Below are 13,620 nucleotides of genomic sequence, written 5' to 3' on the forward strand. Positions count from 1 at the left end.
TGCGGAGTGCGCATCCCCCTGAGCAAGCTCGTTGATTTCGCGCGGCTGCGACGGCCGCTCCCCGGCACCCTGCGTGCGGGCACCGCGGCGCTTGGCGAGGCGCTGCGGCGGTTGCGCACGCATCGCAGCTCGCTGGCGGCGGCAGGCTGCGCCTTCTTCGGCATGCTTTCGCTGTTCCCGGCGCTGACGCTGCTGTTCGCGCTGGCGGGGCTGGTGTTCCGGCCGACACAGGTGCTGCCGCTGCTGATCGTGCTGCACGACTTCCTCCCCACCGGGGCGGCGTCGCTGGTGCTGCACGAGGCGCGCGCATTGCTGTGGGCGCAGCATCACATGCTGGGCCTGGGCGCGCTGGTGACGACCTGGGCGGCGACCAACGGCACGCGCGCCATGCTCGGGGCGCTGACCCTGGCCTATGACGGCGAGGCCGATCCGGGGCTGCGGCCGCATTGGCTCGGGCTGCTGATCACGCTGGTGGCGGTGGTGGTCGGGGCGGCCGGACTGGCCCTGCTGGTGCTGCTGCCGGGCTGGCTGGAGGAAACCGGGCTGTCGCACAGCATCGGGGTGCCACTGCACCGGATCTCGGTGGCGATGCTGCTGGCCTTCGTGGCGGTGTCCTTCGCGGTGCTGTATCGCTTCGGTCCGCCGCGGCGGCGCGGGGAGCGGCGGGTGGTCTGGCCCGGCACCGTGCTGGCGACCACCACCTGGCTCGGCGCCTCCACCGCCTTCAGCGCCTGGGTGGTCCGGCTGGCCGGGCTGGAGACGCGCTATGGCCCGCTTGGCGCCACCATCGGGTTGATGCTGTGGTTCTACGTCTCCGCCTGGGTGACGCTGCTCGGCGCCGAACTGAACGCGGCGCTGGAGCGCCGGCAGGGGAGTGGCGGCGGCGCCGGCCCGGGGATATGAGGGGATGGCGCGACGGCGCAACGAGACGCGACGTCGCTTCAGGGACGAACCGGGAGAGCGTTCATGCCGATCATGCGGGCCGGGGCCGCGACGCTGCTGGTCATCGATTTCCAGCCACGGTTGATGGCGGCCATCCATCTTGGCGCGGAGGCGATCGCCAACGCGAAGCGCCTGCTCGATGCGGCGGCGCTGCTGGACGTGCCGGTGCTGGTCACCGAGCAGAACCCGGAGAAACTGGGCGGCACGGTCGCGGAGCTGGCGACCGATCGGGCCACGCCCATCGCCAAGCTGAGCTTCGATGCCTGTGACGCGCCCGATTTCCTCGCCGCCCTGCCGCCGGCGCATGACGTGGTGGTGACGGGCTGCGAGGCGCATGTCTGCGTGCTGCAGACCGTGCTGGGGCTGCGCGCCGCCGGGCGCGGAGTGTTCGTGGTGGAGGACGCGATCGGCTCGCGCGCCCCGGCGAACAAGGCAGCGGCGCTGCGGCGCATGGCGGCGCACGGCGCGGAGATCGTGACCACCGAGATGGTGGCGTTCGAATGGCTGCGCAGCGCCGCGCATCCGCGCTTCCGGCCGGTGGTGGCGCTGATCAAGTAGCGCAGGCTCCCGATCCTTCGCGGATGTGGGCACCGGCATCTGGCCCAGCGTCAGCCGTTGAAAACGGGCTGGTCCAGGGCAGGGTGCGTAGAAAAAGCAATTTCTCTGGAGCCTGGAAATGTCGAAGACTGCGTCGCTTGCTGTCGGTCGCGGCGCGGCAGCCCCTTTTGTCGCGCTCGTCGTCGGCGCCTTGGCAATGGCAATCTCGCCCGTTTTCGTCCGCTGGGCCGACGTCGGACCATTTACGAGCGCATTCTGGCGCGTCACCCTCGCATTGCCGGCGCTTTATGTGTGGATGCGGATTGCGGAACGTGGAACGTCGAACCAGCGCCGCTTCACCTTGCCGGTCGTGCTGGCCGGCCTTGCTTTCGCGGGCGACCTGCTGTTCTGGCACTCCTCCATCCTGCACACCAATGTTGCCAATGCGACATTCTTTGCCACCACGGCGCCGATCTGGGTCGTCGTCTTCGGGTGGATATTCTTCCGTGCAAGAGTTGGCAGGGAGACGCTGATCGGCCTCGCGCTGTGTCTGGCGGGCGGGGCGGGGTTGCTGGCGCAGAGCCTGCGCTTCCGCCCGGAAGGGGCGATCGGCGATGCGTTCGGCGTGGTGACGGGCATATTCTTCGGGCTGTATTTTCTTGCCGTCCAGGCCGCGCGACGCGACGCGGGCGCTGCGCGAGTCACATTCGAATCCTCGGTGATCACGGCGGCGGTTCTGTTCGTCGCCGCCATGACCGAACGGCACCTGTTGCCCTCCAGCCTGTTCGGCCTGGGGGCGCTGCTCGTCATATCCTGGCTCAGCCATGTCGGCGGGCAGGGCCTGCTGGCAGTCGCGCTCGGACGACTGCCAGCGACCTTCTCCTCGCTTGTCATCTTTCTGGAGGCAGTCGCCGCCGCCCTGTTTGCCTTCCTCCTGCTTGGCGAGCCGATTTCGCTGGTGCAGGGGATGGGCGGCTTGCTGATCATGGCCGGCATCTACGTTGCCCGACCACGGCGAGTCTGACCGGTTTTACTCTTGGATCGGCTTTTTCAGGCGGCGGGCGAGGCAGCTTGCCTGGCCGGTTGCACTTTGCCTCCGCCGCATTGCTCGAAGGAATCAAGCCTATCCGGCCGCCGGCACCGTGACGGCTTCACGCAGGCGCGAATACACAAGTTCCAGCAGCCGTTCGCGGGCGCGCACGGCGATCTCGTCGAGCGACGGTGTCTGGGAGAGGCGTTCGCGGGCGAAGCGGCGAACCTCCTCGAGCGTGGGAATATCGGGCAGGTCGATGTTGTTCCAGAAGAGTTCCGCCCGCATGCCGGCGGAAGCGAGCCGCAGCTTCGCCTCGGTCCAGCCGGGCGCGCGTGCCAACGTTTCCAATGCCTGGGACGCGATCTGGTTGACAGGGAACGAGGCGGCAAGCTGGCCGGCCACCTTGTCGATGACGTGCCGCCCAAGCTTCTGCTCGCCAAGCATGAGGGCCTGTGGCGGTGCACGCAGGTCCCAGACGATGCGCAGCCACGACAGGACCCGCAGTGCATAATAGGTCGGATCGTATTCCCACCAGCGGAAACCCTGCCGGGCGGATACCTGGCAGGCATGGTGGTTGTTGTGCCAGCCCTCGCCCAGGGTCAGCAGCGCAAGCCACCAGTTGTTGCGGGAATCGTCGCCGGTGACATAGCGCCGACGGCCGAACACGTGGGCGAGCGAGTTGATGCTGAAGGTCGCATGCCAGACCGCCACCGTGCTCCAGCAAAACCCGACCACCAGCCCTGGCCAGCCCGCGATCAGCCACGTCGTTGCCGCGAGCAGCGCGGCGGGCAGGTAGGGATGCCGGTCGAGCCAGAGCAGTTCCTTGAACTTCCCCAGGTCCTGGACGGCGGCATGATCGGTGGGGTTGTTGCGGGGCACGAAGATCCAGCCGACATGCGCGTAGAAGAAGCCACGCTGCGCCGGCGAGTGCACGTCGAGCTCGGTGTCGGAATATTGGTGGTGCCGGCGATGGTGGGCCGCCCACCAGAGAGGCCCCTTCTGGGCCGAGGTCTGCGCCAGGAACGCCAGCACGAACTGGAAGGCGCGGCTCGTGCGGAAGGCGCGGTGCGAAAAGTAGCGATGATACCCCGCGGTGATCGCGAACATCCGCAGCAGGTACAGCGCGCCGCCGAGCAGCAGCGCCACGCCGGTCACGCCGGTCCAGAAAGCGGCGAGGCAGGCAAGATGCACCAGCAGGAAGGCAATGGCGGAGGGGTAGGCGATGTCGTCCGACGGGTCGCCGGTACGGCGGTTCATGGATATTCCTTCCTGGAAGGGGCATGGTGCCGCAACGTCAGCCCGCGGCGGTGTCGCCCCCGGGCCGGATCGTTCGCCTGCTTGCCGGCCGGGGGCCTGATCCGGCACTGAGCGATCGGCAAGGCACGCCATGTGGTTGGCCCCGAAGGCAACGCGCCGGAGCTGCAAGGACCCTGACGGCATCATGGCGCAAAAGGCGCCCTGCCACGCCAGGTCAGCTACTGAAGTGGGGATGCGACGCGCGAACGCAAACGCCGCACGCGACGGGTCTCGTGAATGTCATGCCGGCAGGCATCGCCGGCAGCGCGAGGCGCCTCGAAGCCTCATGGCCGCAGGCGGCTGCCGGCATCCTGCGCATCATCCGGCTTGCCGGTGACCGCCGGTTTGACCGCCCCGCCGGCGGCAGCCTTCCGCCGCTGGGAATACCGGTCCCACCAGCGCTGCACCATGGCCAGTGCCTTCATTGTCGGCCGGCGCAGGAACGGCACGTCCTCTGCCAGAAGCAGCAGGCCCAGCGGCATCATCCAAAAGCCCAGGATCGGAAGAAAGCTCAGGAAGCCACCCACGATCAGCAGCAGCGCAAGTGGGACGCGCAGCCAGATCATCCGGGGCTCGGTCAGGCGATCATAGGCGCGGTGCGCCGGGTCGGGCAGACTGGCGAGCAGCCGTTGCAAGGGGGCATCGTGACGCGTGGCTCTCGGATGCGGCATTGGGAGGCTTTCGGTTGCTGGCTGCTAATAGCGCCTCCGGGGAGATCCAGTTTCCACCCATCGCTGCCTGGAAGGCCGCGGACAAGGATGCCCGCATCGGATGGACATCCACACGAGGCTCAACGACCCATATCGCTACCCTGGCAGCAGCCCGCGCAGATAGGCATCGAGATTGACCCGCACCGGCATCAGGTAGGCGTTGCCGCCCAGCTCGTCGATCGTCGCCAGCGCGCGGCGGGCGAAGTCGCGGTTCCACTCCAGGGTCGCGGCGAAGTCGGCCGGGAAGATCACCCGGTTGGTGGTTTCCCAATAGGCGCGCGAGCGCTCCCCGAGCACCGGGGCGATGCCCCAGAACACGCATTGCCCGCGCAGCATCTCCGCGCAGATCTCCAGCAGCCGCAGGTCGAACAAGGGCTGGGTGAAGAACCCGTCCGCCCCGGCATCGCGCTTGCGGGCGACCGCGTCCAGCTCGTCGCGGAACCCCTGCCGGTACGGATCGAAGGCGGCGTAGACGCGCAGGCCGGGATGGCGGCGCTTGCAGCGGCGGATGATGTCCTCGCTGCTGTTCGGCCAGGTCCGCCGGCTCATGTCATGCGGGGGATCGCCCTTGATGACCAGGATTTCGGTCAACCCGGCCGCGAGGATCGCCTCTGCCATGGGCAGGTCCTCGCCCGGGGGGATGTCGATGGCCCGGATATGCGGGATCGACGCCGGCATGACGCCGTGCGTGAGCGCGCAGGCCTCCCAGCTGCGCAGCGGGAAGCGCAGCAGGTCGGGGATGTTGAGGGCGCTTGCCTGCGGCAGGGCGTCCCGGACGGTGGCCGCGTCGGCCAGCAACGCGGCCTCGCTGCGGGGAACCAGTTCAACCGAAATTCTCATGGCCCGCAGCATTGCTGCCCGGCCGGCCCGGCGGCAATGCCCCGCCTGATGCCGGCCGGTTCAGCCGGCCGGTTGCCGCCCCCCGGCCCCGAGCGGCAGCGCCACCACCTCCGGGGCGAGGGCCGCGTCGAAATCGGCTGGTTCGAACAACGGGCGGATTTCGATCTCGCAGGGGCCGGACATGGGGTTGGGGCAGTGCTTCACCCACGCCACCGCCTCGTCCATGTCCCGGACCTGCCATAGCCAGAAGCCGGCGATCAGCTCCCGCGGGGGGAAGGGGCCATCGACGACGCGGCGCTCCGCCCCGTCGAGGATCACCCGCCTGCCCCGGGCCGAGGGATGCAGGCCATCACCCGCCAGCAGCACGCCGGCCTCGACCAGTTCCTCGTTGAACCGGGCCATGGCCGCCAGCAACCCGGGCGAGGGCGGGGCCCCCGCCTCGCTCTCGGCGGTCGCCTTCACCAGAACGATCACGCGCATCGGTCGCTCTCCTCCACCGATCGGGGCCGGCAGCGGCCCCTGTCGGAGAAAAGGATGAACGCGGCGATGCGGGGCCAATCCGCCTGGGGATCATTTATGCGTGTCCGGCGGCGGCGGGGCGCCGGCGTCGCTGTGCAGGGCGAAGCCGCCGGCCCCCGTATCGCCCAGCCCGGGCCGCAGCTGCAGGTCCGGGATCGTGTAGTCGCCGCCGTTCTGCCGGCGGAAGGGCAAGGGCGGGGTGGTCGCGAGCCCGCGCATCCGCGCGCGCAGCTCCGCCGTCGCGCGCGCGAACCCCTCCGCGTCGAGGCGATCCGCGTCATGCACCACGAAGGGCGGCAGGACGGCGTAGCCCGGATACCAGAGGATGCCGTGATGGATCGGGAACAGCAGGTCGTCGATCGGCCCGTTGATCCCGCGGGGGCTGTAATGCGGGGCCCAGCCGCCGGTGGTCACCATCAGCATGGCGCGCCGGCCGGCGAAGGTGCCCTCGCCATAGCGGTCGCCCCAGCGCCGGTCGCTGTGCTCGCCCACGCCATAGGCGAAGCCGTAGGCGAAGACCCGGTCGACCCAGCCCTTCAGGATCGCCGGCATGGTGAACCACCAGAGCGGGAATTGCAGGATCAGCACATCGGCCCAGAGCAGCTTTTCCTGCTCGGCCAGCACGTCCGCGGTCAGCGCGCCGGCGGCGAAGCCCTGGCGGGAGGCCCCGACCGGCCGGAACCGCTCGTCCTCCGACGCCAGGGGGAAGTCGGCGCGGTCGACCACGGCTTTCCAGCCGGCGGCATGCAGGTCGGAGACCCGCACCGCATGGCCCTGGGCCGCGAGTTCCGCGAGGGCGACGTCGCGCAGCGCGCCGTTGAGCGAGCGCGGTTCGGGGTGGGCGAAGACATGCAGGATGTTCATGGCTGGGGGATCCGCTGGTGACGCTTCGCCCCCGGTGGTAGCCAAGGCCGCAATGACCCGCCATATGCAGGGAATGGATAGGATCCTGCCGGAAAATGGATAAATCCGATGTCACGCTGGAGCGCCTGCGCACCTTCGTGCGCGTGGCCGAGCGGGGGAACCTGTCGGCGGTGGCGCGCGAGCTGGGGACGGGCCAGTCGACGATCACGCGGCACCTGCACGAGCTGGAGGCGACGGTCGGCGTCGCCCTGCTCAGCCGGACCACGCGGCGGGTGACGCTGACCGAGGAAGGCGGCCGCTATTACGTCCGTGCCGTGCAGATCCTGCGCCTGGTCGAACAGGCTGGCGACGAGGTGCGCGGCCGGCGCGGCGCGCCGGCGGGGGCGGTGCGGATCTCCTGTTCGGCGGCGATCGGGGTGTTGCATGTCGGCCGGCTGATCTTCGCCTTCCAGGACCGCTTCCCGGAGATCGATGTCGAGTTCAGCCTGACCGACGAGCGCATCGACCTGGTACGCGAGGGGGTGGATGTGGCGCTGCGGCTGGGGCCGCTCGGCGACAGCTCCCTGAAGCTGCGGGCGCTGGGGCGGAGCCGGCGGCTGCTGGTGGCCGCGCCCGGCTACCTGGCGGCGCGAGGGCGCCCGGCCGGGCCGCAGGACCTGGCGGGCCACGAAGGCATCCGCATGTGCAACGTGGCCGGCAGTGAGACGCTGGTGCTGCAGGGGCCGGACGAGACGCTGCACGCGGTGCCGTTCGGGGGACGTTTCCGCGTCGATCACGGGCTGGCGGTGCGCGAGGCCCTGCTCGCCGGGCGTGGCATCGCGCCGGCGCATCGCTGGCTGGTGGATGACCTGCTGGCGGCCGGGCGGCTGGAGGCGATCCTGCCCGATTACACGCTGCCGATGGTGCCGCTGAGCCTGCTGATCGTTCCGGAACGTGCCGGCATCGCCCGGGTGCGGCTGCTGGTGGAGTTCCTGCTGGCGCGGGTCGGCGAGATTCCGGGGATCGAGGCGGGGCGGTAAGGAAGGCCAGGGCGCTGCCCTGGACCCGGCAGGGGCCAGGAGGCCCCTGCACCCTGGGTGCGCTGCGCGGCAAGGAATGGGATCCAAGGGCTTTGCCCTTGGTGGAGGTCCAGGAGGCGAAGCCTCCTGGTGGGGTGCGGGGCAAGGCCCCGCCGCGGCTCAATTGTCGGGCGTGGTTGCCGGCGGCTGGCCGGTGAAGATGGAATCCATCACCTCCAGCGCAAACCGTGCGGAGACGGTGGCGGGTCCGCCGCCCATTTCGATCCCGACTTCCACCGCTTCCAGCACCTCCTGGAAGCTCGCCCCCGCGGTGGCGGCCTGCTCGATGTGCCACTGCATGCAGGACTCGCAGTCGATCACCACGGAAATACCGATGGCGACGAGTTCCTTGTGTTTCTTCGTCAGCGCGCCGTCGGCGTAGGTGGCGCGCTCCATGTCGAGAAAGGACCGGTAGGTCCGCGACTTCAGGGCCAGCAACCGCCGGTGCGCCGCCTCGCGGCGTGTCCTGAGGTCTTCAAGCTTGTTCATGGCCTGCTCTCCCGGAATTCGATCCGCCGGGGCAACGCAGGATAGCACGGTTCGACCCGTGGCGCGAGGTCGATGGCATGGGCACGATGAACCGGCGGAAACGGGTGTGCCCGTTCAGGGTCTATAATTTTCCGAAACAAAAAAATATATTCTGAGTCTTTGGCATATTGTTTTGATATCAATATTTATTTCCTGACTAAGAAATAAAAAGAGAGACAGGTGAATCTTGCGATACAGGAAATTCTCGCCACGCTCGCCCATCTCGGCCTCTGAGCCTTACGCCAGGGGAATTCCCTGGCACCGATCCTGGGGGACAGGGCAGGAGAAGCCGCCCGCTGTGTGCGGCCTTTGCAGAACCCCCTCGCGGATGCGCGAGGCCCACCCGTCCGGGCCATCCCCGGATCCTCATTCCTGATTGCGGCGGCGATTGCGCTGGCATCACCATGGGCGAGGCCGCCGGACCTGCCACGTGGTGGCCAGGCACGGACCGGTCGTGAACACGCCTTGGGAGAGCAAGCCTATGAGCCAGCACCGTGTCGCCGTGATCCAGGCCGGAACCACCCTGTTCGACACGCCGCGCACGCTCGCGCGGATGGAGGCGCATTGTCTCGCCGCCGCCGGGCAGGGGGTGGAACTCGCGGTGTTCCCCGAAGCCTATGTCGGCGGCTATCCGAAGGGTCTGGATTTCGGCGCGCGCGTCGGCACCCGCTCGGCCGCCGGGCGGGAGGACTACCTGCGCTACTGGAAGGCGGCGATCGAGGTGCCCGGCCCGGAATGCACCACCATCGGCGGCTTCGCCGCGCGGATGCGGGCGCATCTCGTCACCGGCGTGATCGAGCGCGAGGGCGGCACGCTCTATTGCACCGCGCTGTTCTTCGGCCCGGACGGGGCGCTGCTCGGCCGGCACCGCAAGCTGATGCCCACCGCCAGTGAGCGGCTGATCTGGGGGCAGGGCGACGGCTCCACCATCCCCGTGCTGGAGACGCCGCTCGGCCGGATCGGGGCGGCGATCTGCTGGGAGAACTACATGCCGGCGCTGCGCCAGGCGATGTATGCCAAGGGCATCAGCCTGTGGTGCGCGCCGACGGTGGACGAGCGCGACATCTGGCAGGCCTCGATGCGCCACATCGCCTATGAGGGGCGCTGCTTCGTGCTCAGCGCCTGCCAGTTCATGACCCGCGGCGACGCGCCGGACGCCTATGACGCCATCCAGGGCAACGACCCGAAGACCGAGCTGATCCGCGGCGGCAGCGTGATCGTCGGCCCGCTCGGGGAGGTGCTGGCCGGGCCGGTGTACGGCCGCGAGGCCATCATCACCGCCGATATCGACCCCGACGACGCCATCCGCGGCAAGTACGACCTCGATGTCGTCGGGCATTACGCCCGGCCGGAGGTGTTCCGCCTGAGCGTCGACGAAACCCCTCGCGCCGCGGTCAGCTTCGCCACGCGGACCGGGGCGGCGGACGAGACGGAGAGCGCACCGGAGGCATGAAGCGTCTGTTCCTGCCCGACCGCGTGCAACTGGTGCATGACGCCAGCGGCGTGGAGGCCATCCACGCCCGCTTCTCCGCCCATGCCTATGACCTGCACCGCCATGACGACTGGCTGGTCGGCGTCACGGACCAGGGCGTGCAGGACTTCCTCTGCCGCGGCGCCCGCCGGCGCAGCACGCCGGGCTGCGTCATCCTGATCGAGCCGCAGGAGGCGCATGACGGGCAGGCGGGCGCGGCCGGGGGCTTCGTCTACCGCATGCTCTACCTGCCGAGGCCCTGGCTCGCCGCCGGGCTCGCGGACGCTCCCGGCGGCGAGCCGGGCTTCATCGCCAGCCTCTGCGACGATCCGCCGCTCGGCCAGGCCATCCGCGCTGCCTGCCGGGTCCTGTCGCGCTCGGGCGAACGCCTCGCGCGCGATGCGGCGCTGGACGGCGTGCTGGACCGCCTGCGCCCGCATCTCGGCCGCAAGCCGCGTCGCCTGCCGCCCGGTCGCGACGACCGGGTGGCGCGGCGGGCGCGGGAGCGGTTGCATGACGACCTTGCCGGGGATCCGGGCGCCGACGCCCTGGCGCGGGCGGCGGGGGCGGCGGATCGCTTCCAGCTCGCCCGCGCCTTTCGCGCCGCCTATGGCACCTCGCCGCACGCCTATCTGGTGCAGATCCGGCTGCTGCGGGCGCGGCATTTGCTGTCCTGCGGCCTGGCGCCGGCCGACGTCGCCGCCGCGTGCGGCTTCGCCGACCAGAGCCATCTCGGCCGCCGCTTTCGCCGGGCCTATGGCGTGACCCCCGCCGCCTACCGCGCCCTCTGCACGGATGTTCCAGACAGGCGCCGCGCGATCGCCTGAGATGGCGGTTCCGAAGCGCGGCATGAAGCGGGGGCGGCATGGTGTTCGAGACGAAGGTGGCGATCCTGGTGCGCGAGGATCTCGCGGTCTGGCAGAAGCTGAACGTCACCGCCTTCCTGGCCACCGGCATCGCCGCCGCCGCGCCGGAGGCGATGGGCGCGCCCTACGAGGACGCGGCCGGTCGAAGGCACGCGCCGCTGCTCGGCCAGCCGATCCTGATCTTCGCCGCCGGGCCGGAGGTCCTGCAGCGGGCCTTCCGGCAGGCGATCGCGCGCGACCTGACCCGCGCCGTCTATGTCCGGGCGATGTTCGCCACCGGCCACGACGCCGCGAACCGGGCCGTCTTCCGCGAGGAACCCGCCGACGCGCCGGACCTCGTCGGGCTCGCCCTGCGCGGGCCGCGCAAGGAGGTGGACAAGGCCGCGAAGGGGGCTTCGCTGCATCCCTGATACCAAATCCCACTGATCAGAACCCATGAGCCCAGTCGCGCAGGCCGATGGACATGATGCGCCAAGGCTGGGCGATGAGCTTGTTCCAGGCGTCGCAGCACTGACCGACAATGGCGTCATAGGAGCGAAACACGAGGTTCGACAACCAGTTGTCGCGCATGAACTGCCAGACGTTTTCGGTGGGGTTGAGTTCGGGGCATTTCGGCGGCAGCGGCACCAGGGTGATGTTGGGCGGCACCACGAGACGCTCCGAGGTGTGCCACCCGGCCTGGTCGAGCAGCAGCGCGGCGTGCGCCCCCGGCGCCACCGCGGTGGCGATTTCGGCAAGATGCAGGTTCATCGCCGCGATGTTGCAATGAGGCAGCACCAGCGCCGCTCCCTTTCCCTCCTTCGGGCAGATGGCGCCGAAGATGTAGGTGGAGGCGGTGCGCTGGTCCTGCGGTGCCGAGGGGCGACTGCCGCGCCGGGCCCAGCGACGGGTGATCTTGTTCTTCTGGCCGACGCGGGCTTCGTCGGCAAACCAGATCTCTATCCGGTCGAGCGGGATGCTTTTCCCGGCCGCGATCGCCTCCAGCTGGGGCGGGAATGTTTTTTAAAATCCTCAACCGCCCCCGCCGCCTGCGCATGGTGCCGAGGTCGGGCCGACAGCTTGCGATAGCCCATGGCACGCAACTCCCGGCTCAGCGTCTGTTTCGACACCGGGACGCGGAACTCCTCCCACAGCCATTGGCCGAGATCGACCAACCGCCAGCGCACCACGCCGTGGACCGCAGGCTTCGGTCCGGCCGCGATCGCCGCCGCCAGTGCCGTCCGGTGCGTTTCAGTCAGGCGCGGCGGCTGGCCCGGCGCCTTGCGGTCGATCAATCCCTCCGGCCCCTCCGCGTTGAACCGCAGCACCCAGTCCCGCACGATCTGCAAGGTCACGCCGCCGACCCGCGCTGCCTCCGTCCGGGATGCGCCGTCGTAAATAGCCGCCAGCGCCAGCAGCCGCCGTGACTGCCCCGCTTCCTTCGAGCGCCGCGCCAGCCCCCGCAGTGAGGCCGCATCGTAATCAGGGCGGAGAGGAAGCGGCTGACCCATGGCGAAGCTCCGTTGCTCGCCAGCTTGAATCACATAGCCCCGTCTCAGGGAATCCCCCATGAGTCGGATTCACCAGGATTTGGTATGAGGCGCGGGTGCGCCCCGGGGCGGCATGAAATCCTGATGCGAAATTAGTTTGGATACATAATATTTGCTGTTACATGCGTTATTTTTCAGCATGATTTCGATTGTATTATAAAATGGAGCTATTGTAGCCTGATGAGGTTATGAAACCGGGGTGAGCGTGAATACGACCGAAGCCATGATTGCGGCGCGGCGATTGCTGGTGGTGGACGACGAAGCGGTGCAACGTCTGCTCGTCGGGCGCGCGGCCAGCCGCATGGGCTTCCTCGCCGATGATGCGACCACCCTGGAAGAGGCGGTCGCGCGGCTGGGCAGGACTGCCTACGATGTCGTGGTGCTCGATCTCGGCCTGCGCGAGAACGACGGCATCGAGTTGCTGCGCCACTTGCGCGAGAGCGGCACCGATCCGATGGTGGTGTTCGTCTCCGGGTTCGACGAGCGGGTGCGCCAGGCGGCCGCGCGCCTCGCCTCGGCGCTGGGCCTGCGGGTCGCGGGCACGCTCGGCAAGCCGCTGTGGGTGGAGCAGTTGGTCGCCTTGCTGCGCCGCGTTCCGGAGACATCCGGCCGGCGGCAGGTGACGGGAACGGGGGCCATCGATCCGGGCCGGCTCGCGCAGGCGATCGAGCAGGGCGAGGTGCATTGCCTGTTCCAGCCGAAGGTGAGCCTGACCGGGCGGCGGATGATCGGCGTGGAGGCGCTGGCGCGCTGGCGCAGCCCGGAATTCGGCGTTGTGCCGCCGAACCTGTTCATTCCCCTGGCCGAGCGGGCCGGGCTGATCGACCGGCTCACCTGGTGCGTGCTGCGGCAGGCGCTTGGCAGCTTCCGGCGCTGGCGGGCCGCCTGCCCGGACATGACGCTCGCGGTGAATCTCTCGCCGCTGAGCCTGACCGGCCTGTCCCTGCCCGAGCAGGTGTCCGAGGCGCTGGCCGAAGCCGGGGTGCCGGCCGCGTCGCTGGTGCTGGAAGTCACCGAGGGCGCGATGATGGGCGACTTCGTGATGGCGGCCGATATCCTGACGCGGCTGCGCATCCGCGGGGTGAAGCTGTCGATCGACGATTTCGGCACCGGGCATTCCTCGCTGCTGTCACTGATGCGGCTGCCGTTCAGCGAACTGAAGATCGACCAGTCCTTCGTGCGCACCAGCCTGACCGATCCGGAAGCACCGAAGATGATCCGCGCCATCGTCTCGATCGCGCGTGAGCTGGATCTGCAACTGGTCGCCGAGGGCATCGAGACCGCCGACATCGCCGCGCTGATGCAGCATCTGGGATGCGTGGTCGGGCAGGGCTTCCTGTTCGCGGCACCGCTTAGTGGCGCGGATATCGAGATGCGGCTGAAGGATTGTACCTGGGTGGACGAGGCCAGAGGATGATCCCGCTTTC

15 protein-coding genes are annotated in these 13,620 nt (G+C 69.2%); 8 read left to right on the plus strand and 7 right to left on the minus strand.

Going from position 1 to position 13,620, the window contains the following annotated elements; genetic code table 11:
* The first annotated feature begins 6 nt into the window (after positions 1-6).
* From NBY65_RS16455 to NBY65_RS16465, 3 genes are all read left to right on the plus strand, one after another.
* Positions 7-903 carry a YihY/virulence factor BrkB family protein gene (locus NBY65_RS16455; RefSeq protein WP_162530645.1) on the plus strand — a complete coding sequence of 299 codons (897 nt, stop codon included), beginning with the start codon at positions 7-9 and terminating at the stop codon, positions 901-903.
* A 63-nt stretch (positions 904-966) separates the two neighbouring features.
* Positions 967-1,500: an isochorismatase family protein gene (locus tag NBY65_RS16460; protein WP_150042119.1), complete on the plus strand. Its 534-nt coding sequence runs from the start codon at positions 967-969 to the stop codon at positions 1,498-1,500.
* 118 nt (positions 1,501-1,618) lie between these two features.
* The gene (locus NBY65_RS16465) at positions 1,619-2,503 is read left to right on the plus strand and encodes a DMT family transporter (protein ID WP_150042118.1); all 885 of its coding nucleotides are present in this window, start codon (positions 1,619-1,621) and stop codon (positions 2,501-2,503) included.
* A gap of 99 nt (positions 2,504-2,602) precedes the next feature.
* Here NBY65_RS16465 and NBY65_RS16470 read toward each other — a convergent pair whose 3' ends face one another.
* The 5 genes from NBY65_RS16470 to NBY65_RS16490 all read right to left on the minus strand — a co-directional run bounded on the left by NBY65_RS16470 (position 2,603) and on the right by NBY65_RS16490 (position 6,741).
* Entirely contained in the window at positions 2,603-3,769 is a 1,167-nt protein-coding gene (locus NBY65_RS16470; RefSeq protein WP_150042117.1) for an acyl-CoA desaturase, read from the minus strand.
* Positions 3,770-4,092: 323 nt separating this feature from the next.
* The gene (locus tag NBY65_RS16475; protein ID WP_150042116.1) at positions 4,093-4,374 is read right to left on the minus strand and encodes a hypothetical protein; all 282 of its coding nucleotides are present in this window, start codon (positions 4,372-4,374) and stop codon (positions 4,093-4,095) included.
* A gap of 240 nt (positions 4,375-4,614) precedes the next feature.
* A complete protein-coding gene (locus NBY65_RS16480) occupies positions 4,615-5,367 on the minus strand; it encodes a methylenetetrahydrofolate reductase (protein ID WP_203330554.1) in 753 nt (250 codons plus the stop codon).
* Positions 5,368-5,418: 51 nt separating this feature from the next.
* A complete protein-coding gene (locus NBY65_RS16485) occupies positions 5,419-5,838 on the minus strand; it encodes a YciI family protein (protein WP_150042114.1) in 420 nt (139 codons plus the stop codon).
* Between the two features lie 90 nt (positions 5,839-5,928).
* Positions 5,929-6,741, minus strand: a complete 813-nt coding sequence (locus tag NBY65_RS16490; protein WP_150042113.1) for an NAD(P)H-dependent oxidoreductase — start codon at positions 6,739-6,741, stop codon at positions 5,929-5,931.
* 95 nt (positions 6,742-6,836) lie between these two features.
* Here NBY65_RS16490 and NBY65_RS16495 point away from each other — a divergent pair, with 95 nt between their 5' ends.
* Positions 6,837-7,760: a LysR family transcriptional regulator gene (locus tag NBY65_RS16495; protein WP_150042112.1), complete on the plus strand. Its 924-nt coding sequence runs from the start codon at positions 6,837-6,839 to the stop codon at positions 7,758-7,760.
* Positions 7,761-7,919: 159 nt separating this feature from the next.
* Here the strand turns inward: NBY65_RS16495 and NBY65_RS16500 are convergent, their stop codons facing one another.
* Entirely contained in the window at positions 7,920-8,288 is a 369-nt protein-coding gene (locus NBY65_RS16500; RefSeq protein ID WP_150042111.1) for a carboxymuconolactone decarboxylase family protein, read from the minus strand.
* Positions 8,289-8,808: 520 nt separating this feature from the next.
* Between NBY65_RS16500 and NBY65_RS16505 the strand changes: the two genes are divergently transcribed.
* Genes NBY65_RS16505 through NBY65_RS16515 form a run of 3 tightly spaced genes read left to right on the plus strand, consistent with a single transcriptional unit; the run spans position 8,809 to position 11,074 of the window.
* Positions 8,809-9,780, plus strand: a complete 972-nt coding sequence (locus NBY65_RS16505; protein WP_150042109.1) for a nitrilase-related carbon-nitrogen hydrolase — start codon at positions 8,809-8,811, stop codon at positions 9,778-9,780.
* Positions 9,777-10,625, plus strand: a complete 849-nt coding sequence (locus NBY65_RS16510) for an AraC family transcriptional regulator (RefSeq protein WP_150042107.1) — start codon at positions 9,777-9,779, stop codon at positions 10,623-10,625. The genes NBY65_RS16505 and NBY65_RS16510 overlap by 4 nt, the downstream gene beginning before the upstream one ends.
* Positions 10,626-10,663: 38 nt before the next feature.
* Positions 10,664-11,074 (plus strand): DUF2000 domain-containing protein, encoded by a 411-nt coding sequence (locus NBY65_RS16515; RefSeq protein ID WP_150042105.1) that lies wholly within the window; start codon positions 10,664-10,666, stop codon positions 11,072-11,074.
* Positions 11,075-11,090: 16 nt separating this feature from the next.
* Here NBY65_RS16515 and NBY65_RS16520 read toward each other — a convergent pair.
* Positions 11,091-12,154, minus strand: a protein-coding gene (locus tag NBY65_RS16520; RefSeq protein ID WP_150042104.1) for an IS630 family transposase whose coding sequence is annotated in 2 segments (ribosomal slippage) — positions 11,091-11,662 and positions 11,662-12,154 — 1,065 coding nt in all. Because the reading frame shifts where the segments join, the coding sequence is not laid out codon by codon here.
* Between the two features lie 238 nt (positions 12,155-12,392).
* Between NBY65_RS16520 and NBY65_RS16525 the strand changes: the two genes are divergently transcribed.
* Positions 12,393-13,610, plus strand: coding sequence for an EAL domain-containing response regulator (locus NBY65_RS16525; RefSeq protein WP_150042102.1), 1,218 nt, complete (start codon positions 12,393-12,395; stop codon positions 13,608-13,610).
* Positions 13,611-13,620: the final 10 nt, after the last annotated feature.

Origin of the sequence: Rhodovastum atsumiense, assembly GCF_937425535.1 — a bacterium.
Lineage (GTDB): Bacteria > Pseudomonadota > Alphaproteobacteria > Acetobacterales > Acetobacteraceae > Rhodovastum > Rhodovastum atsumiense.

Bases quoted from the DNA above. Each gene is read 5' to 3' on its own strand.
- NBY65_RS16460 (WP_150042119.1), top strand. From the start codon at position 967: ATGCCGATCATGCGGGCCGGGGCCGCGACGCTGCTGGTCATCGATTTC.
- NBY65_RS16465 (WP_150042118.1), top strand. From the start codon at position 1,619: ATGTCGAAGACTGCGTCGCTTGCTGTCGGTCGCGGCGCGGCAGCCCCT.
- NBY65_RS16470 (WP_150042117.1), bottom strand. From the start codon at position 3,769: ATGAACCGCCGTACCGGCGACCCGTCGGACGACATCGCCTACCCCTCC.
- NBY65_RS16475 (WP_150042116.1), bottom strand. From the start codon at position 4,374: ATGATCTGGCTGCGCGTCCCACTTGCGCTGCTGCTGATCGTGGGTGGC.
- NBY65_RS16485 (WP_150042114.1), bottom strand. From the start codon at position 5,838: ATGCGCGTGATCGTTCTGGTGAAGGCGACCGCCGAGAGCGAGGCGGGG.
- NBY65_RS16490 (WP_150042113.1), bottom strand. From the start codon at position 6,741: ATGAACATCCTGCATGTCTTCGCCCACCCCGAACCGCGCTCGCTCAAC.
- NBY65_RS16495 (WP_150042112.1), top strand. From the start codon at position 6,837: ATGGATAAATCCGATGTCACGCTGGAGCGCCTGCGCACCTTCGTGCGC.
- NBY65_RS16500 (WP_150042111.1), bottom strand. From the start codon at position 8,288: ATGAACAAGCTTGAAGACCTCAGGACACGCCGCGAGGCGGCGCACCGG.
- NBY65_RS16505 (WP_150042109.1), top strand. From the start codon at position 8,809: ATGAGCCAGCACCGTGTCGCCGTGATCCAGGCCGGAACCACCCTGTTC.
- NBY65_RS16510 (WP_150042107.1), top strand. From the start codon at position 9,777: ATGAAGCGTCTGTTCCTGCCCGACCGCGTGCAACTGGTGCATGACGCC.
- NBY65_RS16515 (WP_150042105.1), top strand. From the start codon at position 10,664: ATGGTGTTCGAGACGAAGGTGGCGATCCTGGTGCGCGAGGATCTCGCG.